General features: G+C 67.5%; 20 protein-coding genes. 10 read left to right on the top strand and 10 right to left on the bottom strand.

Annotated features, from left to right (window positions below; all coding sequences use genetic code 11):
- Positions 1 to 21: 21 nt before the first annotated feature.
- Entirely contained in the window at positions 22 to 3,243 is a 3,222-nt protein-coding gene (locus H9Q09_RS01745; protein ID WP_187389641.1) for a hypothetical protein, read from the bottom strand.
- 255 nt (positions 3,244 to 3,498) lie between these two features.
- Between H9Q09_RS01745 and H9Q09_RS01740 the strand changes: the two genes are divergently transcribed.
- The 3 genes from H9Q09_RS01740 to H9Q09_RS01730 all read left to right on the top strand — a co-directional run bounded on the left by H9Q09_RS01740 (position 3,499) and on the right by H9Q09_RS01730 (position 6,293).
- Positions 3,499 to 3,975, top strand: coding sequence for a peroxiredoxin (locus H9Q09_RS01740; RefSeq protein ID WP_187389640.1), 477 nt, complete (start codon positions 3,499 to 3,501; stop codon positions 3,973 to 3,975).
- On the top strand, positions 3,972 to 4,808 hold the full coding sequence (locus tag H9Q09_RS01735; RefSeq protein ID WP_187389639.1) for a ferritin-like domain-containing protein: 837 nt from the start codon (positions 3,972 to 3,974) through the stop codon (positions 4,806 to 4,808). Before H9Q09_RS01740 ends, H9Q09_RS01735 begins: the two co-directional genes overlap by 4 nt.
- A 156-nt stretch (positions 4,809 to 4,964) precedes the next feature.
- Positions 4,965 to 6,293, top strand: a complete 1,329-nt coding sequence (locus tag H9Q09_RS01730; protein ID WP_187389638.1) for a M23 family metallopeptidase — start codon at positions 4,965 to 4,967, stop codon at positions 6,291 to 6,293.
- Between the two features lie 86 nt (positions 6,294 to 6,379).
- Here the strand turns inward: H9Q09_RS01730 and prfB are convergent.
- From prfB to H9Q09_RS01715, 3 genes are all read right to left on the bottom strand, one after another.
- Positions 6,380 to 7,508 (bottom strand): peptide chain release factor 2 gene (gene prfB, locus H9Q09_RS01725; RefSeq protein WP_187389637.1). Its coding sequence is split into 2 segments (ribosomal slippage): positions 6,380 to 7,438 and positions 7,440 to 7,508, totalling 1,128 coding nucleotides; the frame shifts between segments, so codons are not numbered across the junction.
- 127 nt (positions 7,509 to 7,635) lie between these two features.
- The gene (locus H9Q09_RS01720) at positions 7,636 to 10,086 is read right to left on the bottom strand and encodes a penicillin-binding protein 1A (protein WP_024351738.1); all 2,451 of its coding nucleotides are present in this window, start codon (positions 10,084 to 10,086) and stop codon (positions 7,636 to 7,638) included.
- A gap of 236 nt (positions 10,087 to 10,322) precedes the next feature.
- A complete protein-coding gene (locus tag H9Q09_RS01715) occupies positions 10,323 to 11,543 on the bottom strand; it encodes an N-acetylmuramoyl-L-alanine amidase (RefSeq protein ID WP_246715955.1) in 1,221 nt (406 codons plus the stop codon).
- Between the two features lie 690 nt (positions 11,544 to 12,233).
- Between H9Q09_RS01715 and H9Q09_RS01710 the strand changes: the two genes are divergently transcribed.
- A complete protein-coding gene (locus H9Q09_RS01710; protein WP_187389636.1) occupies positions 12,234 to 15,092 on the top strand; it encodes a ribonuclease E/G in 2,859 nt (952 codons plus the stop codon).
- A gap of 119 nt (positions 15,093 to 15,211) precedes the next feature.
- Here the strand turns inward: H9Q09_RS01710 and H9Q09_RS01705 are convergent, their stop codons facing one another.
- On the bottom strand, positions 15,212 to 16,393 hold the full coding sequence (locus tag H9Q09_RS01705) for an aminotransferase class I/II-fold pyridoxal phosphate-dependent enzyme (protein ID WP_246715954.1): 1,182 nt from the start codon (positions 16,391 to 16,393) through the stop codon (positions 15,212 to 15,214).
- 104 nt (positions 16,394 to 16,497) lie between these two features.
- Here H9Q09_RS01705 and H9Q09_RS01700 point away from each other — a divergent pair, with 104 nt between their 5' ends.
- The 6 genes from H9Q09_RS01700 (at position 16,498) to aat (ending at position 21,815) form a co-directional block, all read left to right on the top strand.
- Positions 16,498 to 17,880 (top strand): M48 family metalloprotease, encoded by a 1,383-nt coding sequence (locus H9Q09_RS01700; RefSeq protein WP_246715953.1) that lies wholly within the window; start codon positions 16,498 to 16,500, stop codon positions 17,878 to 17,880.
- Positions 17,881 to 17,921: 41 nt separating this feature from the next.
- Positions 17,922 to 18,719 carry a DsbA family protein gene (locus H9Q09_RS01695; RefSeq protein ID WP_187389635.1) on the top strand — a complete coding sequence of 266 codons (798 nt, stop codon included), beginning with the start codon at positions 17,922 to 17,924 and terminating at the stop codon, positions 18,717 to 18,719.
- 117 nt (positions 18,720 to 18,836) lie between these two features.
- Positions 18,837 to 19,271 carry a type II 3-dehydroquinate dehydratase gene (gene aroQ, locus H9Q09_RS01690; protein ID WP_187389634.1) on the top strand — a complete coding sequence of 145 codons (435 nt, stop codon included), beginning with the start codon at positions 18,837 to 18,839 and terminating at the stop codon, positions 19,269 to 19,271.
- Positions 19,272 to 19,302: 31 nt separating this feature from the next.
- Entirely contained in the window at positions 19,303 to 19,782 is a 480-nt protein-coding gene (accB, locus tag H9Q09_RS01685; protein WP_187389633.1) for an acetyl-CoA carboxylase biotin carboxyl carrier protein, read from the top strand.
- A 10-nt stretch (positions 19,783 to 19,792) separates the two neighbouring features.
- The gene (accC, locus tag H9Q09_RS01680) at positions 19,793 to 21,142 is read left to right on the top strand and encodes an acetyl-CoA carboxylase biotin carboxylase subunit (RefSeq protein WP_187389632.1); all 1,350 of its coding nucleotides are present in this window, start codon (positions 19,793 to 19,795) and stop codon (positions 21,140 to 21,142) included.
- Positions 21,143 to 21,146: 4 nt separating this feature from the next.
- The gene (aat, locus tag H9Q09_RS01675) at positions 21,147 to 21,815 is read left to right on the top strand and encodes a leucyl/phenylalanyl-tRNA--protein transferase (RefSeq protein WP_187389631.1); all 669 of its coding nucleotides are present in this window, start codon (positions 21,147 to 21,149) and stop codon (positions 21,813 to 21,815) included.
- On the opposite strand, the gene H9Q09_RS01670 is transcribed toward aat, so the two are convergent.
- The 5 genes from H9Q09_RS01670 to H9Q09_RS01650 all read right to left on the bottom strand — a co-directional run bounded on the left by H9Q09_RS01670 (position 21,755) and on the right by H9Q09_RS01650 (position 25,138).
- Positions 21,755 to 22,162, bottom strand: a complete 408-nt coding sequence (locus H9Q09_RS01670) for a DUF2155 domain-containing protein (RefSeq protein ID WP_009209683.1) — start codon at positions 22,160 to 22,162, stop codon at positions 21,755 to 21,757. The genes aat and H9Q09_RS01670 overlap by 61 nt on opposite strands.
- Positions 22,163 to 22,320: 158 nt before the next feature.
- Positions 22,321 to 22,701, bottom strand: coding sequence for an NADH:ubiquinone oxidoreductase subunit NDUFA12 (locus H9Q09_RS01665; protein ID WP_024351728.1), 381 nt, complete (start codon positions 22,699 to 22,701; stop codon positions 22,321 to 22,323).
- Between the two features lie 104 nt (positions 22,702 to 22,805).
- Positions 22,806 to 23,312, bottom strand: a complete 507-nt coding sequence (locus tag H9Q09_RS01660; RefSeq protein ID WP_187389630.1) for a GNAT family N-acetyltransferase — start codon at positions 23,310 to 23,312, stop codon at positions 22,806 to 22,808.
- Positions 23,309 to 24,808, bottom strand: coding sequence for an Asp-tRNA(Asn)/Glu-tRNA(Gln) amidotransferase subunit GatB (gatB, locus tag H9Q09_RS01655; RefSeq protein WP_187389629.1), 1,500 nt, complete (start codon positions 24,806 to 24,808; stop codon positions 23,309 to 23,311). The genes H9Q09_RS01660 and gatB overlap by 4 nt, the downstream gene beginning before the upstream one ends.
- Positions 24,809 to 24,904: 96 nt before the next feature.
- Complete coding sequence (locus H9Q09_RS01650) at positions 24,905 to 25,138, bottom strand: hypothetical protein (protein WP_246715952.1); 234 nt, start codon at positions 25,136 to 25,138, stop codon at positions 24,905 to 24,907.

Here is a 25,138-nt window from a genome sequence, read left to right as displayed (position 1 = left end):
ACGCTCCCGGCGTGCGGAGCGTCAGTACTCGAAGATGCGCCGGAAGATGCCCGGCGCGATGGCGGAGATCGGGTTCACCGACAGGGTCGGGTCGTCGAGCGGCCCGGCCAGACGGTAGGTGATCCCGATCAGGCCGCCCTCCTGGCCATTACCCAGAATGCCGCCGAAGAAGGGGATCGCGCCGAACAGGCGGTTCACCCCATAGGCGGGCATGAAGGACCCGTCGATGGCGATGCGCTGCGCGTCGTCGACGATCACGCCCTCGAAGCTCGATCCGAAGATCGGCCCGCGAATGATGCCGTCGCGCGCCACCAGCCGCGACCCGTTCCAGGCGAGCTGGGCAGAGGCCGCGTCGAAATAGGCATCCGAGGTCTGCAGTTCCTGCCCCACGGCGCCGGCCAGACTGGCCTCGCGGTCGCGGGTCGTGCCGACGAGCCGGGCCAGCCGCGATTCGTTCACCAGCGTGAAGTCCTGCAGCGCCAGCTTGCCGCCATACTGGGCCGGCTGATTGCCCGCCATGGCGAGCCGCGCTCTGCCGCCATACATGTTGGAATAGAGCCCGGTGAAGCGCAGCAGCGCGCCGGCATCGTCGGTGCTGAGTTCGACGCTGCGGCCTTCGCCGCGCTTCTGGATCGCCAGACGCAGCGGCGAGCCGTCCGCCGCCACGGCGGCGATGTCGGCCACCGGCGCGCCGGACGCCTGCTGGCGAAAGGCGATGGTGGCATTGCGCAGTTCCTCGCCGCCGAAGCCGATCAGGCGGTCCACCGCGATCGACAGGTCGAGCGGCGCCTGGCGGGTTCCGGTATCGGTCGCCGATGCCATGCCGCCGGCGCGCAGCCGGGCCAAGCCGGCCCGCGCGTCGAGGCTGCGTCCCGTCAGCGCCACCTTGAAGCCGCCGTCCTCGCGGCGGACGCTTCCGGAAAAGTCGTCCGACCGGCTGAACGCTGCCTTGTCGATCGTCACCGACTTCAGGCCACCGCCGTCGGCTTCGGCCCGGCCCTCGGCGTGGAAGCCTTCGCCTTCGAGCTTGGCGTTGGTCAGGCTGAGCGCATTACCGCCCGTCGTCATGTCGAAGGACAAGGAGGCCGGCACGCCGGGCCCCTTGCTCCACCCCGTCGCGGGCAGACGCAGGCGTGCGGCGGACAGATCGATCGCGGCGCGGTAGGTGTCGCCGGACCGCACCAGGGTCGCCGACAGGGCGCCGTCGACGACGTCGTCCAGGGTCGGAAGGATGGCCTGCAGCTGGCTCTTTTCCAGTTCGGTCGTGATGGTCAGGGATCGCTCGCCGACAGGGTTCGGCTCCAGCGGTTCGGCAAAGGCGATCCGGGCCGGGACGCCGTCGATCGTCGCGTCCACCTCGCCGAAGACCGTGCCCGGCGACAGGCTGGCCATGCCGGTGATCGCGCCGAGCTGCCGCCCTTCCAGCCGGCGTTTCAGGCCGACATCGTCGAGGTCGGCGATCACCGTCCAGTTCTGCAGGACGGATTTCTCGCCCGGGCGCCCAAGCAAGAAGCGGGCATTCACCCCGGCCGTCGCCGCGCCCGAGACCTCATCGCTCTTCCAGCCGATCTTGTCGAGCGCATTGACGGGGTCCCTGTCGGCGATCTCCAGGAGCGCCGAGGCCGGGCCGCCGATGTTCAGCGAGAGTGACGCGATCACGCCGGCCTCCTCGCGTTCGAACTGCAGCGAGGACGGCAGGATCGTCACCTCGGGAAGCGCCGCGACCGTGGCCGAGGCGACCGAGATCACCGTCCTGCCGGCCCGAAAATCCAGATCGCCCGTAACGGCGGAGAGACCGGGAAGATCGCCGATCGTGGCAAAGGCGGCGCTGTCGATGGCGAGGGCGAGATGCATCTCCTCGGCGCTCGGGCTGATTTCGGGGTCCAGGATCTTCGGCAACCGGTCGACGGACACGTCGAGCGTGAAATTGCCGCCCTCCACCCGGCCCGCATCGCCGGCATGGTCGATCACCCAGGATCGCGCCTCGGGCGAGATGATGATTGGCCAGAAGGCCTTCACCGTGGCCGCGTCGACATTGTCGAAGGTCAGGTCGGCGCGGATGCGGTCCTCGGGCTCCATCCCGCCAAGTGCGGCGGCCCCGGCCAGCCCCCCGTCGCCGGTGTCCAGGACCAGACGCTCGATGTCGGCCGCCGCATCGGCCGGATCGAACCATCCGCCCAGAGTCAGCTCGGCGGATCGTGGCGCGCCATCGCCCCCGGCGGTCGAGATCAGACGCGAACTGGCAAGGCTGAAGCCGTGATGGCCGGCGGCGTCGGCGACGAGGTTCAGCCCGCCGCGAAACTCAGCCTCGACCGACGCGGTCTCGATACGGCCGGCGGAGACGCGCGCATAGCTGCGCCCCTCGTCGAGTGTCAGTTCCAGGACGCCGCTGCGCAGCGCGACGGGCATGCGGCCGATCAGGCGGCCTTCGCCGGCGTCGAGCCGTACGCGCAGGTTCCGGCCGGCGTCGGTGGTGGCGAGTTCGGCGGCCAGAGAAGCCGACCCCTCGAAGGCGACGGATCGGTCCGCCGCGTCCTTCGGCGGTTCGCCAAAGGCGAACGGAAGCGGAGCGGTCTGGAGCGACAGCCCGGCCAGCCTGTCGCCGTCCGGGGCCAGGGTCGCGCGCCCGGTCACCGCAACGTCACGGCCGGCAAGGTGCGCCGTCAGGTCGATGGCGGTCTCCCCCTGGCCGACGCGACTGACCGTCAGGCGGTCGAGCCGCGTGTCGGGATCGGCGTTCAGGCTGGCGACGTCGGCCACCTCCAGCAGACGCAGCCCGGCGTCATCGAGGGCCGTGAAGATGCGATCGGCGGTCTGGAAGATCTCGTCCGGTACGAAGGGCTCGCCATCGTCCTCGCCCTCCAGGCTGCCCGGGTCCAGTCGCACCCGCTCCACGGCGAGGGTTTCGAGCGCGAGACTGCCGGACAGCAGGCTGGAGACGCCGATGCCGGCGCGCACCAGCGCCACCGTGCCGACCGTTTCGCCGGTTTCGCGATCGCGCAGGGCGACATCGGAAAAGCCGAGCCCGATCCGACCGCTCGGGCCGATGCCGATCGTCTGCTGGCCCAGCGCGACGACATAGCCGGGACCAAGGGCGTTCGAGGCGAGTTCCTCGGTCTTGCGCCGCAGCAGGTCCTGGCCGGAATCGGTCCACAGGATGGCGGCGGCAAGCCCGCCGATCAGCAAGGCCGCGCAGATCGCAATGCTGGCCGTGCCGGCCAGGATACGGACGACGATTTTCATCTTCGGCGAAACGCCTCCGGACTGCGACCAGCCTCGTGCGCAGGACGGAATGGAATCTGCGCAGACATGGCGTCTCGGCGCTCCCCTGCCGACGCCGTTTCGAACCGGACGCCGCGCGTTGAACAATACGTCGCGCGGAGCATGCTTTCGCCCGCGCATCTCATCCGGCATCTTCGCCACCAGATCGTCAGCCGCCGGCTGATTCGTCCAGTCACCCTCTCCTGACGCACGATTTCCCCGAAAGGATGGCACGCCATGCCGATTTCAGCCGGTGAACCCTGTCCGACATTCAGCCTGCCCGACGATCATGGCGCCGTGGTCGCGTCCGACGATCTCCTCGGCGAGCCGTACGTCCTCTATTTCTATCCCAAGGACGATACCTCCGGTTGCACGCTTGAAGCTGTCGAGTTCACGCGGCTGAAGAGCGATTTCGACGCGATCGGCGTTCCGGTCTTCGGTGTCTCGCCGGATCCGGTGAAGAAGCACGGCAAGTTCCGCGACAAGCATGAGCTCACGGTCCGGCTGCTGTCGGACGAGGAGAAGACGCTGCTGTCGGCCTTCGGCATCTGGGTCGAGAAGAGCATGTACGGCCGCAAATATATGGGCGTCGAGCGGACGACGGCGCTGGTGGCGGCCGACGGCACGGTGGCGCGGCTCTGGCCCAAGGTGAAGGTGCCGGGGCACGCCGAGGAGGTTCTGGAGGCCGCGCGCCAGCTTTCTGCGGCGACATGAGCAGCGAACCGCGCGAGGCCGGCGCCCCGGCAACGCTGCGCCAGGCCGCGATCGAGGCGCTCAGGGCCGCCGATCTCGACGAAAAGGTCGAGCGCACCAACCTCGCCTGCCGGCTGTGGTTCGGTCGCCGCCTCGGGCTGCACGCCCCGCACGATCCGGCGCTGCCTAACCGGCCGGGCCGCCCGGCCGAGCCGGTCCTCGTCTCGCCGCGCACGGTCAAGCGGCGCTCGGTGCACACCGAAACCGGCCGGATCGCACTGATCCATGCGCTCGCCCATATCGAACTCAACGCCATCGACCTGGCGCTCGACATCGTGGCGCGCTTCGCCAGCGAACGCGTGCCGCGATCCTTCTTCGATGGCTGGATGACGGTGGCGCTGGAAGAGGCCAAGCATTTCCGGCTGCTGTCGCGCCGACTGGAATCGCTCGGCAGCCATTATGGCGCCCTGCCCGCCCATGACGGGCTCTGGCAGGCGGTGGAGGCGACCGCCCACGATCTGGGCGCACGGCTGGCGGTGGTTCCGCTGATCCTCGAAGCCCGCGGCCTCGACGTCACGCCGTCCCTGCTGGAGAAGCTGCTGGAGGTCGGCGACGCCGACACCGCCGCGATCCTGGAGATCATCTACCGGGACGAGAAGAAGCACGTGGCGATCGGCGCCAAATGGTTTCGCTTCCTGTGCGCCCGCGAAGGCCGCAATCCGGCGCAGCGGTTCCGGGAGCTGGTGCGGGCGAGCTTTCGCGGCGACGTGAAGGCGCCCTTCAACGATCGCGCCCGCGCCGAGGCCGGCCTGACGCCCACCTTCTACCGGTCGCTCTCGCCGCTCTCGAGCTGAGGTCCGGGAGCGGTCACCCCGGCCAAAGCGGGCCCGGACGCCCGTCGCCACCGCCGGAAGGCGGTCGATCCGCTGCCGATCAAAGGAATGTTAACCTTACCCGAGTGTAATCAGGCGGTCGACGGGACATCGCGTCCCGGTATCCGGGGATGGGTAATGACTGCGGTGAAGCACAGGCGAACATTCGGCGATCGACGCGAACCGCATACGGTGATCATCGCGCGCGGCGAACAGGTTCGCTACTTCACCATCGGCCGCAAGGCCCTGATGCTCGGCTCGGCCCTCGCCGCCCTCGTCGTGGTCACCTGCGTCGCGATCCCCTCCTACTATCTCCTGCAGGACGACCTCACCGTGCGCTATGCCGAGCGGCAGTGGAAGGTGACGCGCGACTACGAACAGCGAATCGCGGCGCTGCGGGCGCAGCTCGACACCGCCACGAGCCGGCAGTTCCTGTCCGAGAAGATGGTCGAGACCAAGGTGGAAGTGCTGCTCGACCAGCAGGAGGAACTGACCGCCCGCTACGACAAGCTGCAGCCGCTGCTCGAACGCGCCAAGGCTACCGGAATCATCACGACGGCCGTCCCGCTGCCCACGCAGAACCCCCGCACCTCGCCCGCCGAAGACGCACCTTCGCAGACGGAGCCGGCGCTCGAAGCCCATGGCGATTCGCTGGACGAGGACGAGCCGATGCTCGACACGATCCGCACCAGCGCGATTCCCGGCGACGACTGGCGCGCTGCGCCGATGACGGCCGCGGCGACCGCGAAGGTCGGGCCGCGCCGCTTCGACATCTCGGAAGCTGCGATCCGCCAGATCGGACGCTCGATCGACATGGCGGAACTTCGCCAGATCGGCGACCTGCAGAGCCTCGCCGCCAAGGCGCGCACCCGCACCGTACGCATCGCATCGGCCTTGACCGCGATCGGTATCGACCTGCCGCCGGACACCGTCGGTTCGGCGGTCGGCGGCCCCTACGAGCCGGCACCCGCCGATTTCGATTTCGAGGAATCCTACGCCGAGCTCGATGCCGCGCTCGAGACGCTGAAGAAGCTGCATGACGTCGCCGAGCGACTCCCCCTGACCGAGCCCATGCCGGCGAGCACCCGGTCGAGCACCTTCGGCATCCGTTCCGACCCGTTCCTCGGCAAGCGCGCCCTGCATGCGGGGATCGACTATGCCCGCCCGAGCGGCTCGGCGGTCTCGGCGGTCGCGCCGGGCAAGGTCGTGCGCGCCGGTCGGGCCGGCGGCTACGGCAATCTGGTCGAGATCGACCACGGCAACGGCATCACCACCCGCTATGGCCACATGTCCCGGATCGACGTGTCGGTCGGCGACGAGGTGGGCCGCGGCACGCGCATCGGCGCGGTCGGCAGCACCGGTCGCAGCACCGGGCCGCATCTCCACTACGAAGTGCGCCGCGACGGCAAGGCCGTCGATCCGATGCGCTTCCTGCGCATTCGCGACAGGATCCGCCTGCCGTCCTGACACGGGGAACGGTCTGCACCGGGCGCAACGCAAAACGGGCCACCGTTTCCGGCAGCCCGCTGAATGCTCATGCGACGATGGCGTCGTCAGTCGATGTCGTCGACCGCGGCGTCGCCGCCATGGACCCGGTGCGCCAGCGCACCCTCCATGAAGGGGTCCAGCCCGCCGTCCAGGACTTCCTGCGGCGAGGTGCTCTCGATGCCGGTCCGCAGATCCTTGACCATCTGGTACGGCTGCAGGACGTAGGACCGGATCTGGTGGCCCCAGCCGATATCCGTCTTCGAGGCCGCCTCGGCATTCGCCGCATTCTCGCGACGTTCGAGCTCGGCCTCGTAAAGCCGGGCGCGCAGCATGTTCCAGGCGGTCGCCCGGTTCTTGTGCTGCGAGCGCTCGGCCTGACACTGGACCACGATGCCGGTTTCCAGATGCGTGATGCGCACGGCCGAGTCGGTCGTGTTCACGTGCTGGCCACCGGCGCCGGAGGCCCGGTAGGTGTCGATGCGGACATCGGATTCGTTGACGTCGATGTCGATCGAATCGTCGACCACCGGATAGACCCAGACCGAGGCGAAGGACGTGTGCCGCCGCGCCTGGCTGTCATAGGGCGAGATCCGCACCAGCCGGTGGACGCCGGATTCGGTCTTCATCCAGCCATAGGCGTTGTGGCCCTTGATGAGCAGCGTGGCGGACTTGATGCCCGCCTCTTCGCCGGAATGCTCTTCCAGGACCTCGACCTTGAACTTGGCGCGCTCGGCCCAGCGCATGTACATGCGCTGCAGCATCGCCGCCCAGTCCTGGCTCTCGGTGCCGCCGGCGCCCGAATGAACCTCGACATAGGTGTCGTTGGAATCGGCCTCGCCGGAGAGGAGCGTCTCGATCTGCCGCTTGTCGGCCTCGGACTTGATCTCGCGGATCGCAGCCTCGGCTTCCTTGACGATCTCGGCGTCCTTCTCCTCCTCGCCCATGGCGATGAGTTCGATATTGTCCTGCAGCGACTGGTTCAGGCGGTTCACCGCGCCGATGGCGGTGTCCAGGAACTGGCGTTCGCGCATGAGCTTCTGCGCTTCGGCCGGATCATCCCAGATGGTCGGATCTTCCGCCTTGTTGTTCAGCAGGTCGAGGCGTTTGAGAGATTTCTCCCAGTCAAAGATGCCTCCTCAGCAGGCTTATGGCCTGCTTGATTTCGTCGACAAGGTTCTCGATCTCGGCGCGCAAGCCGCAATCTCCTAAATCCTGAGGGTATGGTCTCGCACCGGCGAGGAAGGCCTCGCCGTCGCGCGGGGCGACGCCGGAGCCGGATCGCCGGTCGGGGTGGCTCTATAACGGTCCGTGGCCGGCTTGGCTAGAACAGCCCGCCGCCACCACCGCCCTGGACGATGGCCTGCTCGGCCTCCTGCGAGACCTGTCCCGAGCCGAAACCACCGGCCATCTCATCGGCACCGATGATGTTGAAGGTGTCGGACGGCCCGGTGCCGGGCTTGAACGCCTCCATGATCACGTCGCCGCCAGAACCGCCGGAGCGCATGCCGGTCTTCCGGTTCACGGCGATCAGGTCCATGCCCTCGGGCACCTTGAACTCGACCGGCGGCACGCCTTCCAGCGCATCCTCCATGAAGTCGATGAAGACCGGCGCCGCCATGCCGCCACCGGTGGCGCCGCGGCCCATCGGGGTCGGGTTGTCGTAGCCGAGGAACACGCCGGTCACGAGGTCCGGGGTGAAGCCGACGAACCAGACGTCCTTCTCCTCGTTGGTGGTGCCGGTCTTGCCGGCGATCGGAACGCCGAGCGCGGCCACACGGGTGGCGGTGCCGCGCTGGACGACGCCCTCCATCATCGAGGTGATCTGGTAGGCGGTCATCGGGTCGAGCACCTGATCGCGCTCGTCGACCAGTTCCGGCTCGCTCTGGCCGTCATAGGCCGGCGCGTCGCAGGTCTGGCAGATGCGCTGGTCGTGCTTGTAGATCGTCTTGCCGTAGCGATCCTGGACCCGGTCGATCAGCGACGGCTCCAGCGAGCGGCCGCCATTGGCGATGACCGAATAGGCCGACACCATGCGCAGGACCGTGGTCTCGCCGGCGCCGAGGGCCATCGGGAGATACTTACCGAGATTGTCGTAGATGCCGAAACGCTCGGCATATTCCGCGACAAGGTCCATGCCCATGTCCTTGGCGAGCCGGATCGTCATGAGATTGCGGCTCTTCTCGATGCCAAGGCGCAGGGTCGAGGGACCGGCCGAGCCGCCGCCGTAATTGGACGGCTCCCAGACGCCGCCATTGCCGTCGGGCAGCGAGATCGGCGCATCCATGATCACCGAGGACGGCGTGTAGCCGTTGTCCAATGCCGCGGCATAGACGAAGGGTTTGAAGGACGAACCGGGCTGGCGATATGCCTGGCTGGCGCGGTTGAACTCGGACTGGGCGAAGGAGAAGCCACCGACCATGGCGACGACACGCCCGGTCTTGGGCTCCATCGCCACCAGTGCGCCCTGCACCTTCGGCGGCTGGCGCAACCGGTAGCCGGCGCCCTCTTCCTTCTTCTCCACATAGACGACGTCGCCGCGCGACAGCACCTCGGCGGCGGAGCTGACATTGCCCTTCCGATCCTCGGTGTTCAGGCGCAGGGCCCATTTCATGTCGTCCCTGGCGATGCTCGCCAGCTCGCGCTCGGCGCCACGGGCGCCCGACATGTCGCGCGGCGGCTGCAGGCCGATCTCCACGCGGCCCGCCTCGGCGGTCAGGACGACGGCCAGACGCCATTCGGGGACGTCGGCGAGCGGCTCGATCTTGGCCAGCGACTGGCCCCAGTCGCTGCCGATCTCGACCCGGGTCACCGGCCCGCGCCAGCCGCGCTCCTCGTCATATTTGATCAGCCCGTGCTGCAGCGCCTTGCGCGCCTCCGCCTGCAGCGTCGGATCGAGGGTCGTGCGGACCGACAGACCGCCCTCGTAGAGCGCGTCGACGCCGTAGCGCTGGATGATCTCGCGGCGCACGTCCTCGGTGAAATATTCCGACGACGCCAGATAGGTGCCGGTCGGCCGCGGATTGACGTCGAGCGGCTTTTCCTGCGCCTCGCTGGCGGCCTCGGCGGTGATGAAGCCGTTGGCGGCCATCTGGTCGATGACCCAGTTGCGGCGCTCGATCGCCCGGTCCGGATCGCGGAACGGATTGTAGTTCTCCGGCGCCTTCGGCAGCGCGCCCAGATAGGCGGCTTCCTCGATCGTCAGCTCGTTCACCGACTTGTCGAAATAGGCGAGCGCCGCGGCGGCGACGCCGTAGGAGCCGAGGCCGAGATAGATCTCGTTCAGATAAAGCTCGAGGATCTTGTCCTTGGAATAGGCCTGCTCGATGCGCAGCGACAGGATCGCTTCCTTGATCTTGCGGTCGAAGGTACGCTCGTTGGTCAAAAGGAAGTTCTTGGCGACCTGCTGGGTGATGGTCGAGGCGCCCTGCATGCGGCCGCCCTTGGCCAGCACCATGACGGCGCGCGCCACGCCTTCGATATCGACGCCCGGATGCTGGTAGAAATTCTTGTCCTCGGCGGAGAGGAAGGCGTTTTTGACGAGATCCGGCACCGCCTGGATCGGCAGGAACAAGCGCCGCTGGCGCGCGTATTCGGCCATCAGCGAACCGTCGGCGGCATGCACCCGCGTCGTGACGGGCGGCTCGTAGGCCGCCAGGACCTGATAGTCCGGCAGGTCACTGCCCATCTTCTCGATGTACCAGGCGAAGCCGCCGGCCACCACGAGGAAGAAGACGGCACCGATGGCAAAGAAATAGCCGAGCAGTCTGATCATCGAAACTCCGTCCGCCCTGCGCCGCCGCGCCGGTCCGGTTCATGCTCCCCGCATCGGCTCGCAGGAGCCTTGGCCGGGAATTTGCAACATCCGCCGCGCATGGGACGCAGCGAACGTCCTTTTAACGTTTTCCTGCTGCGCAAATGCGGCGAGGCCATGGACATGGGTGCATGACGGCCCCGCAATGCAGGCAAGCGTTGTCGATTTACCACATCCGCGCGGATGCGCGTGCCCGATTAGCCGGGCTTGCGCGGTTCGGCGACCTTTTCCCCGAAGAAATCCATCACCGCCTGGGCGATCGCCGCGGCGGTGTCCTTGCGCCAGGCGGCGTCCGTCAGGAGCTTCTCGTCCTCGCGATTCGACAGGAAGCCGAGTTCGACCAGCACCGAGGGGACGTCCGGCGCGGTCAGCACCTTGAATCCGGCCGAGCGTTTCGGCCGGTTGATCAGGCGAATGTCCTCGCGCCGCAGGTCCCGGACCAGCGACGAGGCGAAATGCTCGGAGAAGCTGACGGTCTCGCGCCGGGTCAGGTCGAGAAGGATGTCGAAGACGGTCGGCTCGTCGCGCTGCCATTCCTCGCCGGCAAAGCGGTCCGCCGCATTTTCCGACGCGGCGATCTCGCGCGAGAGCTCGTCCGAGGCGGTCTCCGAGAGCGTATAGACGGTCGCGCCCCGCAGGTCAGCGTAGCGGATCGAGTCGGCATGGATGGAGATGAACAGGTCGGCGCGTTCGCGGCGACCGATCGCCGCGCGCTCCTCCAGCGGAATGAATGTGTCGTCGTCGCGGGTCAGTGTCACCTCGACATCGCCGCGGGCCTGCAACGCATCGCGCAGGGCCAGGGCCATAGCGAGGTTGATCTCCTTCTCCAGCGTGCCCGACTTCGACACGGCGCCCTTGTCGACGCCGCCATGCCCGGCGTCGAGCACGACCTTCAGGACACGCCCCTGCGGCACGGCCGCCGGCACATCGGGTCCGGCGTCGGCGGTCTCCGGCGCCGGCCTCGACGGTGACGCCGCAGCAACCTTGCCGGACGTCGCCGGTCGGATGGTCAGGGAGAGCCTCTCGCCGTGCGCGGTCGCGGTGCGGTCAAGTTCGGCGCTGGCCGCACCCTTGAGCGTGAAGATGAAGCGATAGCGGTCGGCCGCGACCAGGCCATGGCGGCTCGCCGAGACGAGCGCGTTGTCGGGCGGCGCATCCAGCGCGGCAGCCGAGAGGGTGTCCTCGAAATCGACGGCGATGCGCTCGGGATTGCGCAGATGCAGAACCCGCGCCTCGGGCTTGCCGATGACGTCGAACGCGACGGTGAAGGCGTCTGCGTCGGCCGCCTGGGTCACCGCGGTGATGATCCGGTCCTCGGCCAGCGCGGGAGACTGGGCACCCCACAGCAGGAGCGCCACCACAGCCGCCAGGGCTTTCCGGGCAAGCTCGGCCACCACGTTCCGGCATCGTCCTGTCATTGCACCCCTTCCCGGTCGCAGCGTGTCGCGTCCTCTCCGCGATAGGCCATCCCTGCTGACGCGACAATGTTGATGAGACTGGGGCGACGGCTCAAAGTCGCGCGGCCGAAACGCTGCGGCGGCCGGCAGAGCTCCGGCGACAGCCGGTATGCCGCTTCGCGCCCACGCCTCGCGCGATCTCTTACCTTGCGACCACAATCGCCGCGCCGCACTTGTTTATTAGGCATTCCCGTCATAAAATCGAACCGAGGCTTAGTGATGCGGAATCACATGCAGCTGCCGATTCGGAGGCACGAGTGCCCCGCGGACGTCGGCACGGCTGCGGCGAAAACGTCGCGGCAGGTTTGCGATCCTGCGACCAGTCACCGGGCCTCGAGCAGAATTTTCATTTCGCCGCAGGAGTTTCCTTCCCGGCGGATTTCCAACGTCGCGAATGTGCCCGGCTCGCAAGCCGCCAATTCGCCCGTTTCGTCGGCCGCCCGAGCGGCCATGTAGTTGTTACAGGTCGAATCTTGTCACCAGCTCCCGTTCTCCGATACCCGCCGCATCCCTTCACAAGGGGTCTGGCGCCGTCGAGTCACGGCCGCGCTGCAATGCCAGATTCCACCGATACGGGCTCGCGCCCTCCCGTCGACAGGCAGGCGCACGACGCCTTGCCGCGACCTGGTGCGAGCGCCCGGGAGTCCTTTCATGGCAAACAAAATGCTGATCGACGCGTCCCACCAGGAGGAGACGCGCGTCGTCGTCGTCCGGGGTAGCCGGGTCGAGGAATTCGATTTCGAATCCGAACACAAGAAGCAGCTCAAGGGAAATATCTATCTGGCGAAGGTGACGCGGGTCGAACCCTCGCTCCAGGCCGCCTTTGTCGAATATGGCGGCAACCGCCACGGCTTCCTCGCCTTCAGCGAGATCCATCCCGACTATTACCAGATCCCCAAGGCCGACCGTCAGGCGCTGATCGAGGAAGACCTCCAGCGCGCGATGGAAGAGGAAGAGGCCGACGAGCCGAAGCCGACCCGTGCGCGTCGCGGATCGCGCAGCAAGTCTGCCGCGAACAGCGATGAGACCGTCTCGGAAAAGGCCGAGATCGACGAGAACGGTGACGAGGCCGGCTCCGACGCGGCGTCGAGCGACGCCGATCAGGGCGAGGCCCATGGCGACGAGACCGAAATCCGCGCCACCGAGTCCGACGACGATCACGACGCAGACGCCGATGCCGATGGCATCACGACGTCCGGCGGCGACGGTGACGACGAGGAGAACGGGTCCGAGCGGTCTTCGCGGGGCCGGCGCGGCGGCCGCGGTCGGCGCGGGCGCACCCGCGCGTCCGGCGACGACGAGAGCAATGGCGACGAGGACGGCGACGACGAGATCGACCAGATCGGCTCCGAGGACGCCATGGAGGAAGTGCCGGTCCGCCAGGCACGCCAGCGTCGCCAGTACAAGATCCAGGAAGTCATCAAGCGTCGGCAGATCCTGCTGGTGCAGGTCGTCAAGGAAGAGCGCGGCAACAAGGGCGCGGCCCTGACCACCTATCTGTCGCTGGCCGGTCGTTATTCGGTGCTGATGCCGAACACGGCGCGTGGCGGCGGCATCTCGCGCAAGATCACCAATGCGGCCGACCGCAAGCGGCTGAAGGATGTCGTGCGCGAGCTCGACGTGCCGCGCGGCATGGGCATCATCCTGCGCACGGCCGGTGCCAACCGCACCAAGCCGGAGGTCAAGCGCGACTACGAATATCTGATGCGGCTGTGGGAGACGGTGCGCACCGTCACGCTGTCGTCGATCGCCCCTGCCCTCGTCTATGAGGAAGGCAGCCTGATCAAGCGATCGATCCGCGACCTCTACAACAAGGACATCGACCAGATTCTCGTCGCCGGCGAGACGGGCTACCGCGAAGCCAAGGACTTCATGCGGATGCTCATGCCGAGCCAGGCGAAGGTCGTGCAGCCCTATCGTGACCCGACCCCGATCTTCGTGCGGCAGGGCATCGAATCGCAGCTCGACAAGATGGTGCAGCCCCACGTCACGCTGAAGTCGGGCGGCTACATCATCATCAACCAGACCGAGGCCCTCGTTGCCATCGACGTCAATTCGGGGCGTTCCACCAAGGAACACTCGATCGAGGACACGGCCTACCAGACCAACATGGAAGCCGCCGAAGAGGTGGCGCGCCAGCTGCGTCTGCGCGACCTCGCCGGCCTGATCGTCATCGACTTCATCGACATGGACGAGAAGCGCAACAACCGCGCCGTCGAGAAGAAGATCAAGGAGTGCCTGAAGAGCGACCGGGCCCGCATCCAGGTCGGCAGCATCTCGCATTTCGGCCTGCTGGAAATGAGCCGCCAGCGGATTCGCGCCAGCGTGCTGGAATCGACCATGCAGACCTGCCCGGTCTGCGAGGGCACCGGCCATATCCGCTCATCCTCGTCGTCGGCGCTGCACGTGCTGCGCACGATCGAGGAACATCTGCAGAAGCACGCCGACCACGATCTCATCGTCAAGGTTCCGACCTCGACGGCGCTCTACGTCCTCAACGAGAAGCGCCAGCGGATCGAGGAACTCGAGCACCATCACGGCCTGCGCATCATCCTGGAAGCCGACGACAGCGCCGGTCACCAGGCGATCACCATCGCGCATGGTGCCGAAGCGACGAAGCCGGAAATCACGATCGATGCCGGCCAGCCGGACGCCCTCGCCGTCAGCGATGCGCTCGACGACGCGGCGGACGAGGAAGCGGCACGCCGCTCGGCCGACGAGCTCGACCGGATCGCCGAAGAGAAGCCCGCCGCCGAGGACAAGGGCCGTGCCGAGGAAGATCGGAACGGGTCGGACAATTCGGAAGGCGGCGGCCGCCGCCGCCGCCGGCGTCGGCGCAAACGGTCGGGTGACGAGGACGAGACTGTCGCCGACGGCCAGTCGCGCGACGACCGTTCGGATCAGGACAATGGCGACGATCGCGACGGCGATGCCGAAGGCGACGACGAGACGGATGGCGGCGCACATCGCAGCACCAGCCGGACTGACGACGACAGCGACCGGGGCCGCAAGCGCCGCCGCCGCGGTCGTCGGGGTGGTCGCCGCAACCGCGAGGACCAGAATGGCGAGGGCGAATCCGGCCAGCCGTCCGGTGATGTCGCAGCCGATCAGGCTTCGGATGCGCAGCCGATCCACGCCACCGCAACGACGGTGATGTCGGATCAGGTCGCCGCAACGCCGGCCCCCGTGGCCGAGGATGCGCCGGTGGCGTCGCCCGCCGAGCCGGTCGCCGCGCAGAGCGAAGCGGCCGACAACGCCGACACGGCGGTCGTGGCAGAGCCTGCAATGCCGGCTTTGGCCGCCGAGCCGGTGGCCACCAGCGAACCGGCACCGGTCGAGGCACAGCCTGCCGCGGCTGAAGAGGCCGCAGCGGCCGCAGCCAACGACGATACGCCCGCCGCACCGGAATCGTCCGACCCGGTGGTCACGTCGAGCACCTCGAACGATGCCGAGGCCAAGCCCGAGAAGCCGCGCCGCACCGGCTGGTGGGCGCGCCGGAGCTTCTTCTAAGGCGAGCGCGCCACCTCGCGCCCAGGTGCGAGACACGGCAAACATGAAAACGGGCGGCCCATCGGGCCGCCCGTTTGCGTTCGGGGTCTGTTGTCGGGCGCCGGGGTCGGCGCTGCCGGTCAGCCGGTGCGGCGGTCGGCGATCCGGTCCAGCGCCTCGGTGAGCGTTGCGTGATCGCAGGCATAGGACAGCCGCACGAAGTTCTCGCCGCGGCGGGTGTCGAAGTCGGTGCCGGGGGTGATCGCCACATGGCAGCGCTGAAGGATGTCCGCGGCGAACTGCGTGGCGCCGGATTCGCCCTCGGGGATCGCGGCATAGGCGTAGAACGCGCCATCGATGGGGGCGATATCGCGAAAGCCCAACTCCGGCAGCCGGCTCGCGATGAGGTCGCGATTCTTCACATAGCCATCGCGCACGACGTCGAGTTCGGCCGTCGCGTCGAACACCGCCGTGGCCGCGACCTGCGAGAGCTCCGGTGCCGAGATGTAGAGGCTCTGGCCGATCCGCTCGGCGGCGCGCAGCAGCGCCTTGGGCAGAATCAGCCAGCCGATCCGCCAGCCGGTCATGCAGTAGTATTTGGAGAAGGAGTTGACGATGATTGGCCGGTCGGAAAACTCCAGCGCCGTCGCCTCGGCTCGGCCATAGGCAAGGCCGTGATAGATCTCGTCGGAGACGAAGCGGATGTTTTCAGTATCGGCATATTCGACCAGCCGGCGCAGTTCGTCGCGGGGCGTGACGGTTCCGGTGGGGTTGGCCGGGCTCGCGACCAGGACACCGGCGAGCCTGTGCTCCTCATGGGCGGCGCGCAGATGCTCCGCGGTCAGGATGTAGCCGGTGGTCCGGTCGACCTCGATCTCCACCGGCACCAGCCCGAGCGCGCGCAGGATGTTGCGATAGGCCGGATAGCCGGGCGCGGCGAGCGCGATCCTGTCACCCGGATCGAAGGCGGCGAGGAAGGTCAGGTTGAAGCCCGCCGACGAGCCGGTGGTGATCATGATCTGTGCGGCATCCACCGTCTGGCCGTAGGCGTCGGCGTAGTGGCGGGCGATGCGCTCGCGAAGATCCTGGCGCCCGAGGGCGTCGGTATAGGCGATGCGGCCATGGTCGAGCATGGAGCGGGCGGCATCGCGGGCGATCTGCGGCGCCGGCGCCGCAGGCTGGCCGACCGCCAGCGACAGCACCCGGTCGCCCCGTGCGATCATCCGGTTGGCTTCGGCCAGAACGTCCATGGCGCGAAACGGGTCGATGTCGGACCGCTTTGATGCCATCATCGTGAGGGTTTCGGACAGGTCGGACCGCATGTTTCGCCTCGATTTCGCCGGATTGGGGTGAGGATTGCCAGAGAGTGCCGGGATCGCATCGGGAATTGGCGATCGCTCACCGGCCAGCATCGGAGGGGACTAGCATGAACATGTCGCTCGGCGCGATCTCCGCCCGCATCACATCGATGATCCTGGCGGCATCCGTGGCACTGGCACCGGTCGGCGTTCAGGCCGCGGCGAAGGACAAGGCCAGCCTGCCCATCGTGCGGGACGCCGAGATCGAGGCGCTGGTCGCCGACTATGCGCGTCCGCTGCTGAAGGCGGCGGGCCTGTCGCGTTCGGGCATCGAGATCGTGCTGGTCAATTCTGACGCCTTCAACGCTTTCGTCTCCGGCCGCCGCATCTACATCAACACCGGCGCCATCACCGCGACGCAGACGCCCAACCAGCTGATCGGCATCCTCGCCCACGAGATCGGCCATCTGGCCGGCGGCCACCAGCAGCGACTGCGCGAACAGCTGGAGCGCTCGCAGGCCATCGCCGTGGTCGCCAGCCTTCTCGGCGCCGGGATCGCGGCAGCGGGCGCCGCCGCCGGCGGCGGCAGCGCGGTCAGCGCCGGGGCAGGAGTGATGATGGGCGGCGGCGGTATCGCCCAGCGCAACCTGCTCAGCTACCAGCGCGGCGAAGAGTCCACCGCCGACCGGTCCGCCCTCACCTATCTGGAAGCGACCGGCCAGTCGGCCCGGGGGCTGGTCGAGACCTTCGAGATCCTCGATCGCGGCAATCTCTTCGCCCGCAGCAGCGGCGGGAACTACACCTCCTCGCACCCGATGCCGCGCGACCGCATTGCGGCCCTGCAGCGGCTGGCCCAGGAAAGCCGGTTCTACGACCGGACCGACAAGCCGGAACTGGCCGTGCGCCACAATCTCGCCCGGGCCAAGATCGTCGCCTACAATGACGGCGCCGGGGCAGTCCGCCGGATGTTCGCCCGCGATCCGCGCAGTCTTGCGGCCTATTACGGCGACGCGATCGCCACGCACCTCGCCGGGTCTCCGGCCTCGGCGCTCGCCAAGGTCGATGCGCTGCTCAAGGCCCAGCCGAACAACGCCTTCTTCTACGAGCTGCGCGGCGATATCCTCGTCGATGCGGGACGCTCCCAGGAGGCGGCGGCCGCCTATTCGAAGGCCGCCAAGCTGGACAAGACCGGCTCGGGAATCCTGAAGGCCGAGATCGGCCAGGCGCTGGTGACCAGCGGCGATCCGGCCAAGATGAAGGAGGCGATTCGCCTGATCCGCGACGGGCTGAGCTCTGATCCGGGCAATTCCGTCGCCTACCGGTTCCTCGCCATGGCCTATGGGCGGATCGGCGAAGTCGGCCGCGCTGAACTTGCCACCGCCGAAGGCTACTGGCATGGCGGTGCCTTCCGCCAGGCGAAGATCTTCGCCATCCGCGCCCAGCAGAAGCTGCAGCCGGGCACGCCGCCCTGGCGGGCGGCGCAGGACATCATCCAGACCGAGATTCGCTGACCGGCGATCCGCACCGAACCGAACAGAAGGACGCCGCACCCGTGCTTTCCATCCGACGCCTGACCGCCGCAACGGCCCTCGCCTGCACGCTTCCGCTGTTCGCAGCCGGTGCTGCCAACGCGCAGGACAGCGCGCCCGCGGCGGCGCAGACGTCCTTCGACGCAAAGCAGACCGACGCGATCGAGACGATCGTGCGGGCCTATCTGATCGAGCATCCCGAAGTGCTGCTGGAAGCGCTCGACGCGCTGGAGGCCAAGCGGACGGCCGACCAGTCGGCTGCCCAGAAGGCGGCGATCGCCGAAGTCGGACCGGCGCTGTTCGAGACGCCCGAGGGCACGGTTCTCGGCAATCCCGACGGCGACGTCACCGTGGTGGAGTTCTTCGACTACAATTGCGGCTACTGCAAAAAGGCGATGCAGGACATGGATGCGCTGCTGGCGGCCGATCCGAACATCCGCTTCGTCCTGAAGGAAATCCCGGTGCTGGGGCCGCAGTCGCTGGAAGCGGCGCGGGTCTCCCTCGCCTTCCGCGAGATCGCCCCGACCGAATACGCGGCCTATCACCGCGCACTCCTTGGCTCGCGCGGCGCCGCCGACGAGGCAAGCGCCATCGCGGTCGCAGGGGACTTCGGCGTCGAGGAGGCTGCCCTGCGCACGGCCATGCAGTCGTCCGCCGTGAAGGAGGCGTTGAGGCAATCGAACGAGATGGCGACCCGACTCGGCATCAACGGCACGCCGTCCTATGTGGTCGGCGAAGAGGTGGTTCCCGGGGCGGTCGGTCTCGACAATCTGCAGGCGAGCATCGCCAATGTGCGCGAATGCGGAACCATTGCCTGTTGAGGAACCGCTGAGGGAACGAAACGCCCGTCGGGGCGCTTTCCCCACGCTGCCGATGCCTCTATACGGGGCTGTGAGCCGCGCGGCGCGCGTGCGATTGCCAGAAAAGACCGAGGGTCGATGACCTCGACGATCTACTTTCTCAACGGCCCCAATCTCAATACGCTCGGAACCCGCGAGCCCGAGATCTATGGCACGACGACGCTGGCCGACATCGAGGCCCGCTGTCGCGACGTGGCGGCGGACGCCGGCTTCGAGATCGTGTTCCGGCAGTCCAACCATGAGGGCGAACTGGTCGACTGGATCCACGAAGCGCGCGAACGCGCCGTGGCGGTCGTCATCAACGCCGCCGCCTACACCCATACTTCCCTCGCCCTTCACGACGCGCTCCGGGTCTTCGGAAAGCCCGTCGTGGAGGTGCATCTGTCCAACATTCACGCGCGCGAGGAGATCAGGCACAAGAGCCTGATCGCGCCGGTCGCCGTCGGCATGATCGCCGGCTTCGGCCCGGTGGGTTACGAACTCGCCATTGCGGCCCTCAAGGCGCGCCTGTGAACAATCGAGTCGAATAGACCGAAGGAATCGCATGTCGAAAGAAGACCACTCTGTCGACCCGTCGTTCGTCCGCGAGATGGCGAGCATCCTGAAGGACACCGATCTGACCGAGATCGAGGTCGAGCACGGCGAGATGCGCGTCCGCGTCTCCCGCCAGAAGGACTATGGCGGCTACGCCCAGCCGATGCACTACGCCGCGCCGTCGAGCCCGGCGCCTGCCGCTCCGGCGCAGCACACCGAGCAGCCAGCTGCACCGGCGGCCGCCACCGGCCCGGAGAAGGGCACGGTTCCCTCGCCCATGGTCGGCACGATCTACCTGTCGTCGGCTCCGGGCGCGCGCGCCTTCGTCGAGGTCGGCCAGAAGGTCGCCGAGGGCGAGACGCTGCTGATCATCGAGGCGATGAAGACGATGAACCAGATTCCCGCGCCGCGCGCCGGCACGGTGACCAAGATCCTGGTCGAGAATGCGCAGCCAGTGGAATACGGCGAACCGCTCGTCGTGATCGCGTAAGGGGCGCGGCATGGTCAAGAAGGTCCTGATCGCCAACCGCGGCGAGATCGCCCTGCGGGTGCTGCGCGCCTGCAAGGAACTCGGCATCCCGACGGTGGCCGTCCACTCCACCGCCGACAACACGGCCATGCATGTGCGCCTTGCCGACGAGAGCGTCTGCATCGGTCCGCCGCCGGCCCGCGACAGCTATCTGAACATTCCGCAGATCGTGGCGGCCTGCGAGGTGTCCGGCGCCGACGCCGTGCATCCCGGCTACGGCTTCCTGTCCGAGAATGCGCGCTTCGCCGACATTCTCGACGCCCACAAGATCACCTTCATCGGCCCCACCGCCGAGCATATCCGGATCATGGGCGACAAGATCGAGGCCAAGCGCACTGCCAAGCGTCTCGGCATTCCCGTCGTCCCCGGCTCGGCGGGCGCGGTGACCGACGACGACGAGGCGGCACGGATCGCCGAGGAGATCGGCTATCCGGTCATCGTCAAGGCTTCGGCCGGCGGCGGTGGCCGCGGCATGAAGGTCGCGAAGACGGCGCAGGACCTGTCGATGGCGCTGTCCACGGCCCGTTCGGAGGCCGGAGCGGCCTTCGGCGACGATGCCGTCTATCTGGAGAAGTATCTGGAGAAGCCGCGCCATATCGAGGTGCAGGTCTTCGGCGACGGCGCCGGCAACGGCATTCATCTGGGCGAACGCGACTGCTCGCTGCAGCGCCGCCACCAGAAGGTCTGGGAAGAGGCCAGCTCGCCGGCGCTCGACCAGGAGCAGCGCGACCGGATCGGCATGATCTGCGCCAACGCCATCGCCAAGCTCGGCTATCGCGGCGCCGGAACCATCGAGTTCCTGTATGAGAACGGCGAGTTCTATTTCATCGAGATGAACACCCGCCTGCAGGTGGAGCATCCGGTGACGGAAGCCATCACGGGGCTGGATCTCGTTCACGAGCAGATCCGCGTCGCCAGCGGCCAGGGCCTGTCGGTGACGCAGGCCGACATCCAGTTCGCCGGCCATGCGATCGAGTGCCGGATCAACGCCGAGGACCCGGAGACCTTCGCACCGTCGCCGGGGCGGATCACCCATTACCACATGCCCGGCGGGCTGGGCGTGCGGGTCGATTCGGGCGTCTATCAGGGCTATTCGATCCCGCCCTTCTACGACAGCCTGATCGGCAAGCTGATCGTGCACGGCCGCACCCGGACCGAATGCATGATGCGGCTGCGGCGCGCCCTCGACGAGATCGTCGTGGACGGCGTGAAGACCACGCTGCCGCTGTTCCGTGACCTCGTGGACAATCCGGACGTCGCCAGAGGCGACTACGACATCCACTGGCTGGAAAAGTATCTCGCCCGCAGATCAGCAGGGTAGGATCATGACACGGCGTGGTGGCCAGCGTTTCGAGATCACCCCGTCCATCCTGCTGAAGGCCTATGCCTGCGGCATCTTTCCGATGGCGGAAAAGGCGGACGATCCGGGCATCTTCTGGATCGATCCGACCGAGCGGGGAATCCTGCCGCTGGACGGCTTCCACCTGCCGCGCAGCCTGCGCAAGACCATCCGCCGGGCGCCCTTCGACATTCGCGTCGACACCGCCTTCGCGGCGGTGGTCGACGGCTGCGCGGAAGCCGCGCCGGGGCGCATGGAAACCTGGATCAACGGCCAGATCCGCTCGCTGACGCTGGCGCTGGCGCAGGAAGGCTTTGCCCATTCGGTGGAAGCGTGGGACGGCGACGAGCTGGTCGGGGGCCTGTATGGCGTGTCGCTGGGCGGCGCGTTCTTCGGCGAGAGCATGTTCTCGCGCCGCACCGATGCGTCCAAGGTGGCGCTGGCCTATCTGTGGGAGCGGCTGTGCCGTGGCGGCTACCAGCTCCTAGACACCCAGTTCCTGACCGGCCATCTGGAGCGCTTCGGCGCGATCGAGATCGACCGCGACACCTATCAGGCACTGCTGGCCGAGGCGATCGCGGTGGACGCGACCTTTTACCCAGCAGGCGCCGGGACATCCGATTCGCTTTTGCAGCTCTTCAGCCAGACGTCATAGACCGGATGCTCGACGGCGTTGAGGCCGGGCGACGCAGCGAACATCCAGCCCGAGAATATCTGGCGGATGTCGCGCTGCAGGGTGATCTCGTCGACCTTCACGAAGGCGTCGGTCTTGGCGGCTTCGCCCTCGGCGCTGGTGTAGCAGACCTTCGGCGTCACCTGCAGGGCGCCGAACTGCACCGTCTCGTCGATATAGACGTCGAAGCTGGTGATCCGGCCGGTGATCTTGTCGAGCCCGGAGAACACCGCGACCTTGTTGGCGATGCGCTGCTGCGCCGAGGCCGGAACCAGCGCGAGGCCGGTCGTCACGGCAAACAGGATCGACGCACATAGCCGACGGTTCATGGGGGCGTCCTCAACATTTCCGGCCCGCCGGGCCGGGCAATACGCGCTGTGTCTGCCGGCAGAATGCGGCGATGACAGGGAGATTGTCCGGGCCGCGATCGAAAAGGCCGAAAGCGGAGCCAATCAGGCGGCCGATCGCGCTCCGGACCGCCGTGCGATCACGGCGTCCAGGCGTCGTAATCGTCGGTGACGCGCGGGCGCTCGGACGGAGTGAGCAGCGAGCCCTGCGGCCGGTAGGCCTTGGCCGTGCCGGTGTAGTTCGGCTGGTGCGGCTTCTGCCAGGCGCGCGGCTTGTAGTCTTCCTGCGACGGTGGCGTATCGACCCGGTAATGGATCCAGCCATGCCAGCCGCCGGCGATCATCGACGCCTCGGCCGGGCCGTTGTAGATGACCCAGCGCTTGGTGCCGTCGGCATTCTGGTAATACTGGTTGCCGGCATCGTCCTCGCCGACCTTCTGACCCTTGCGCCAGGTGTAGAATCTCGTGCCGATCGTCTGGCCTTGCCACCAGGTGAAGATCTGCAGCAGCCATTCCTTCATGGGAATTCCAGTCCGTGTCGATGCGGGGACGTTATGCTGCCGCGGCCGCAAAATGTCCACCATGGATCGCGTTCGCTCCGCCCTTCGGCGGCGCCCTGCCCGGCTCAGCCGGCAGCCAGCGTCTTCTCGTAGACCGCGGCCGGAATGCCCGAATCGGCACAGCCGCAATTGGCGGTCGAGCCGGTCTGGGTGAAACCGTGCGCGCGGTAGAAGTCGATCGCCGGCATGTTGGCTTCCTCGACCTCGAGGCGCAACGTGCGCGCCGTCGGGAAGCACTCGGAAATCTCGGCCAGAAGATCGCGGCCGATGCCCTGGCGCTGGCAGCCGGGCCGGACATAGAGCTGATGCAGGACGACCATCTTGCCGTCGCCGGCGGTGGCGGCGGCATAGGCCATGCCGCCGATCCGCGTGCCGTCGTCGGCGACCAGGAACTCCGAGTTCAGCCGGTTGATCCGCGGCCTGAGCGCCTCGACCGAATGCCACGAGCGGGTGATCTCGCTCACCCGCTCAGGCCCGTAGATGTGGTCGTAGGTCGCGTGCCAGGTCTCGCCGAGCAACTGGCTGATCGCCTCCAGATCGGCCGCGCCGGCGGTGCGGACGAAGAAGGTCATTCCACGCCAAGCTTCTGCTTGACCAGCGCGTTGACCGCCTGGGGATTGGCCTTGCCGCCGGTCGCCTTCATCACCTGGCCGACGAACCAGCCGGCCATGGTCGGCTTGGCGCGGGCCTGCTCGACCTTGTCGGGATTGGCTGCGATCACCTCGTCCACCGCCGTCTCGATGGCGCCGGTGTCGGTCACCTGCTTCATGCCGCGCTCGTCGACGATCGTCTCCGGGTCGCCGCCCTCGTTCCAGACGATCTCGAACAGGTCCTTGGCGATCTTGCCGGAGATCGTCTCGGCGCGGATCATGTCGAGGATCGCCCCGAGCTGGTCCGCGGTCACCGGCGTCTCGCCGATGTCCTTGCCGGCCTTGTTCAGCGCACCCAGAAGATCGTTGATGACCCAGTTGGCGGCCTGCTTGGCGTCGCGGCCCTTCGCCACGGCCTCGTAATAGTCGGCGATCGCCTTTTCGGAGACCAGGATCGACGCATCGTAGGCCGACAGGCCGGCATCGCGGATCAGCCGGTTCTTCTTGGCGTCCGGCAGTTCCGGCAGGCCTTCCAGCAGCGCGTCGACATAGGCCTGGTCGAATTCCAGCGGCAGAAGGTCCGGGTCCGGGAAGTAGCGGTAATCATGCGCCTCTTCCTTGGACCGCATGGCGCGGGTCTCGCCCTTGGCCGGATCGTAGAGGCGGGTCTCCTGGTCGATCGTGCCGCCATCCTCGAGGATCGCGACCTGGCGGCGGGCCTCGGCCTCGATGCACTGGCCGACGAAGCGGATGGAGTTGACGTTCTTGATCTCGCAGCGCGTGCCGAAATCGCCGCCGGGACGCCGCACCGAGACGTTGACGTCGGCGCGCATGGAGCCCTCGTCCATGTTGCCGTCGCAGGTGCCCAGATAGCGCAGGATGGTCCGCAGCTTGGTGAGATACGCCTTGGCCTCGTCGGCCGAGCGCATGTCGGGCTTGGAGACGATCTCCATCAGCGCGACGCCGGAGCGGTTCAGATCCACATAGGACATGGTCGGATGCTGGTCGTGCATCGACTTGCCGGCATCCTGTTCGAGATGCAGCCGTTCGACGCCGATCTCGATCTCCTCGAACTCGCCCTTGGAGTCCGGGCCGACGGAGACCGAGACGATGCCCTCGCCGACGATCGGGTCCTTGAACTGGGAAATCTGGTAGCCCTGCGGCAGATCCGGATAGAAATAGTTCTTCCGGTCGAACACCGAGCGGTGCTTGATCTCGGCCTTGAGGCCAAGGCCGGTGCGCACGGCCTGGCGCACGCATTCCTCGTTGATCACCGGCAGCATGCCCGGCATGGCCGCGTCGACGAGGCTGACATGATCGTTGGGCGCGCCGCCGAAATCGGTCGAGGCGCCGGAGAACAGCTTGGCCTCGGACGTCACCTGGGCGTGGACCTCCATGCCGACGACGATCTCCCAGTCGCCGGTGGCGCCGGAGATGAAGTTCTTCGGATCGGGCGTTCGGGTGTCGACGAGGGTCATGGGCGTGTCCAGAAACTGAAGATGGGCTGCCAGAACGGCTGGTTCAATGCGTGAAAACGGTCCGGTGGCGCAGCACGCCGGAGCGGCTGCAGCCGGTCAGCGACCGAGTGCGGCGACGATCGTGTCGCGCTCGGCCTCAAGGCTCTGCGCGCTCGGCTCGCGCCCGGTGCGGCGATACCAGAATTCGGCATTGCCCTGGTCGCCTTCGACGCGGTGGAGATGTGCGTGGATCCAGGCTGCCTCGGCGGAGTGATCGTCCTGCACGATCGCGTGGGCGCCGTGCCAGTCGCCCGCCGCCAAGAGATCGAGTGCCTTGCGAAGATCCGCCAT

Origin of the sequence: Aurantimonas sp. DM33-3 (genome assembly GCF_014334315.1) — a bacterium.
Classification (GTDB): Bacteria; Pseudomonadota; Alphaproteobacteria; order Rhizobiales; family Rhizobiaceae; genus Aurantimonas; species Aurantimonas coralicida.
Note: the sequence above shows the minus strand (reverse complement) of the source record. Positions and strands in the feature narration are given on the sequence as shown.

Excerpts from the sequence above, each read along its gene's own strand:
- H9Q09_RS01745 (WP_187389641.1), bottom strand. The coding sequence starts at position 3,243 with ATGAAAATCGTCGTCCGTATCCTGGCCGGCACGGCCAGCATTGCGATC.
- H9Q09_RS01740 (WP_187389640.1), top strand. The coding sequence starts at position 3,499 with ATGCCGATTTCAGCCGGTGAACCCTGTCCGACATTCAGCCTGCCCGAC.
- H9Q09_RS01735 (WP_187389639.1), top strand. The coding sequence starts at position 3,972 with ATGAGCAGCGAACCGCGCGAGGCCGGCGCCCCGGCAACGCTGCGCCAG.
- H9Q09_RS01730 (WP_187389638.1), top strand. The coding sequence starts at position 4,965 with ATGACTGCGGTGAAGCACAGGCGAACATTCGGCGATCGACGCGAACCG.
- H9Q09_RS01720 (WP_024351738.1), bottom strand. The coding sequence starts at position 10,086 with ATGATCAGACTGCTCGGCTATTTCTTTGCCATCGGTGCCGTCTTCTTC.
- H9Q09_RS01715 (WP_246715955.1), bottom strand. The coding sequence starts at position 11,543 with ATGACAGGACGATGCCGGAACGTGGTGGCCGAGCTTGCCCGGAAAGCC.
- H9Q09_RS01710 (WP_187389636.1), top strand. The coding sequence starts at position 12,234 with ATGGCAAACAAAATGCTGATCGACGCGTCCCACCAGGAGGAGACGCGC.
- H9Q09_RS01705 (WP_246715954.1), bottom strand. The coding sequence starts at position 16,393 with ATGCGGTCCGACCTGTCCGAAACCCTCACGATGATGGCATCAAAGCGG.
- H9Q09_RS01700 (WP_246715953.1), top strand. The coding sequence starts at position 16,498 with ATGAACATGTCGCTCGGCGCGATCTCCGCCCGCATCACATCGATGATC.
- aroQ (WP_187389634.1), top strand. The coding sequence starts at position 18,837 with ATGACCTCGACGATCTACTTTCTCAACGGCCCCAATCTCAATACGCTC.
- accB (WP_187389633.1), top strand. The coding sequence starts at position 19,303 with ATGTCGAAAGAAGACCACTCTGTCGACCCGTCGTTCGTCCGCGAGATG.
- accC (WP_187389632.1), top strand. The coding sequence starts at position 19,793 with ATGGTCAAGAAGGTCCTGATCGCCAACCGCGGCGAGATCGCCCTGCGG.
- aat (WP_187389631.1), top strand. The coding sequence starts at position 21,147 with ATGACACGGCGTGGTGGCCAGCGTTTCGAGATCACCCCGTCCATCCTG.
- H9Q09_RS01670 (WP_009209683.1), bottom strand. The coding sequence starts at position 22,162 with ATGAACCGTCGGCTATGTGCGTCGATCCTGTTTGCCGTGACGACCGGC.
- H9Q09_RS01665 (WP_024351728.1), bottom strand. The coding sequence starts at position 22,701 with ATGAAGGAATGGCTGCTGCAGATCTTCACCTGGTGGCAAGGCCAGACG.
- H9Q09_RS01660 (WP_187389630.1), bottom strand. The coding sequence starts at position 23,312 with ATGACCTTCTTCGTCCGCACCGCCGGCGCGGCCGATCTGGAGGCGATC.
- gatB (WP_187389629.1), bottom strand. The coding sequence starts at position 24,808 with ATGACCCTCGTCGACACCCGAACGCCCGATCCGAAGAACTTCATCTCC.
- H9Q09_RS01650 (WP_246715952.1), bottom strand. The coding sequence starts at position 25,138 with ATGGCGGATCTTCGCAAGGCACTCGATCTCTTGGCGGCGGGCGACTGG.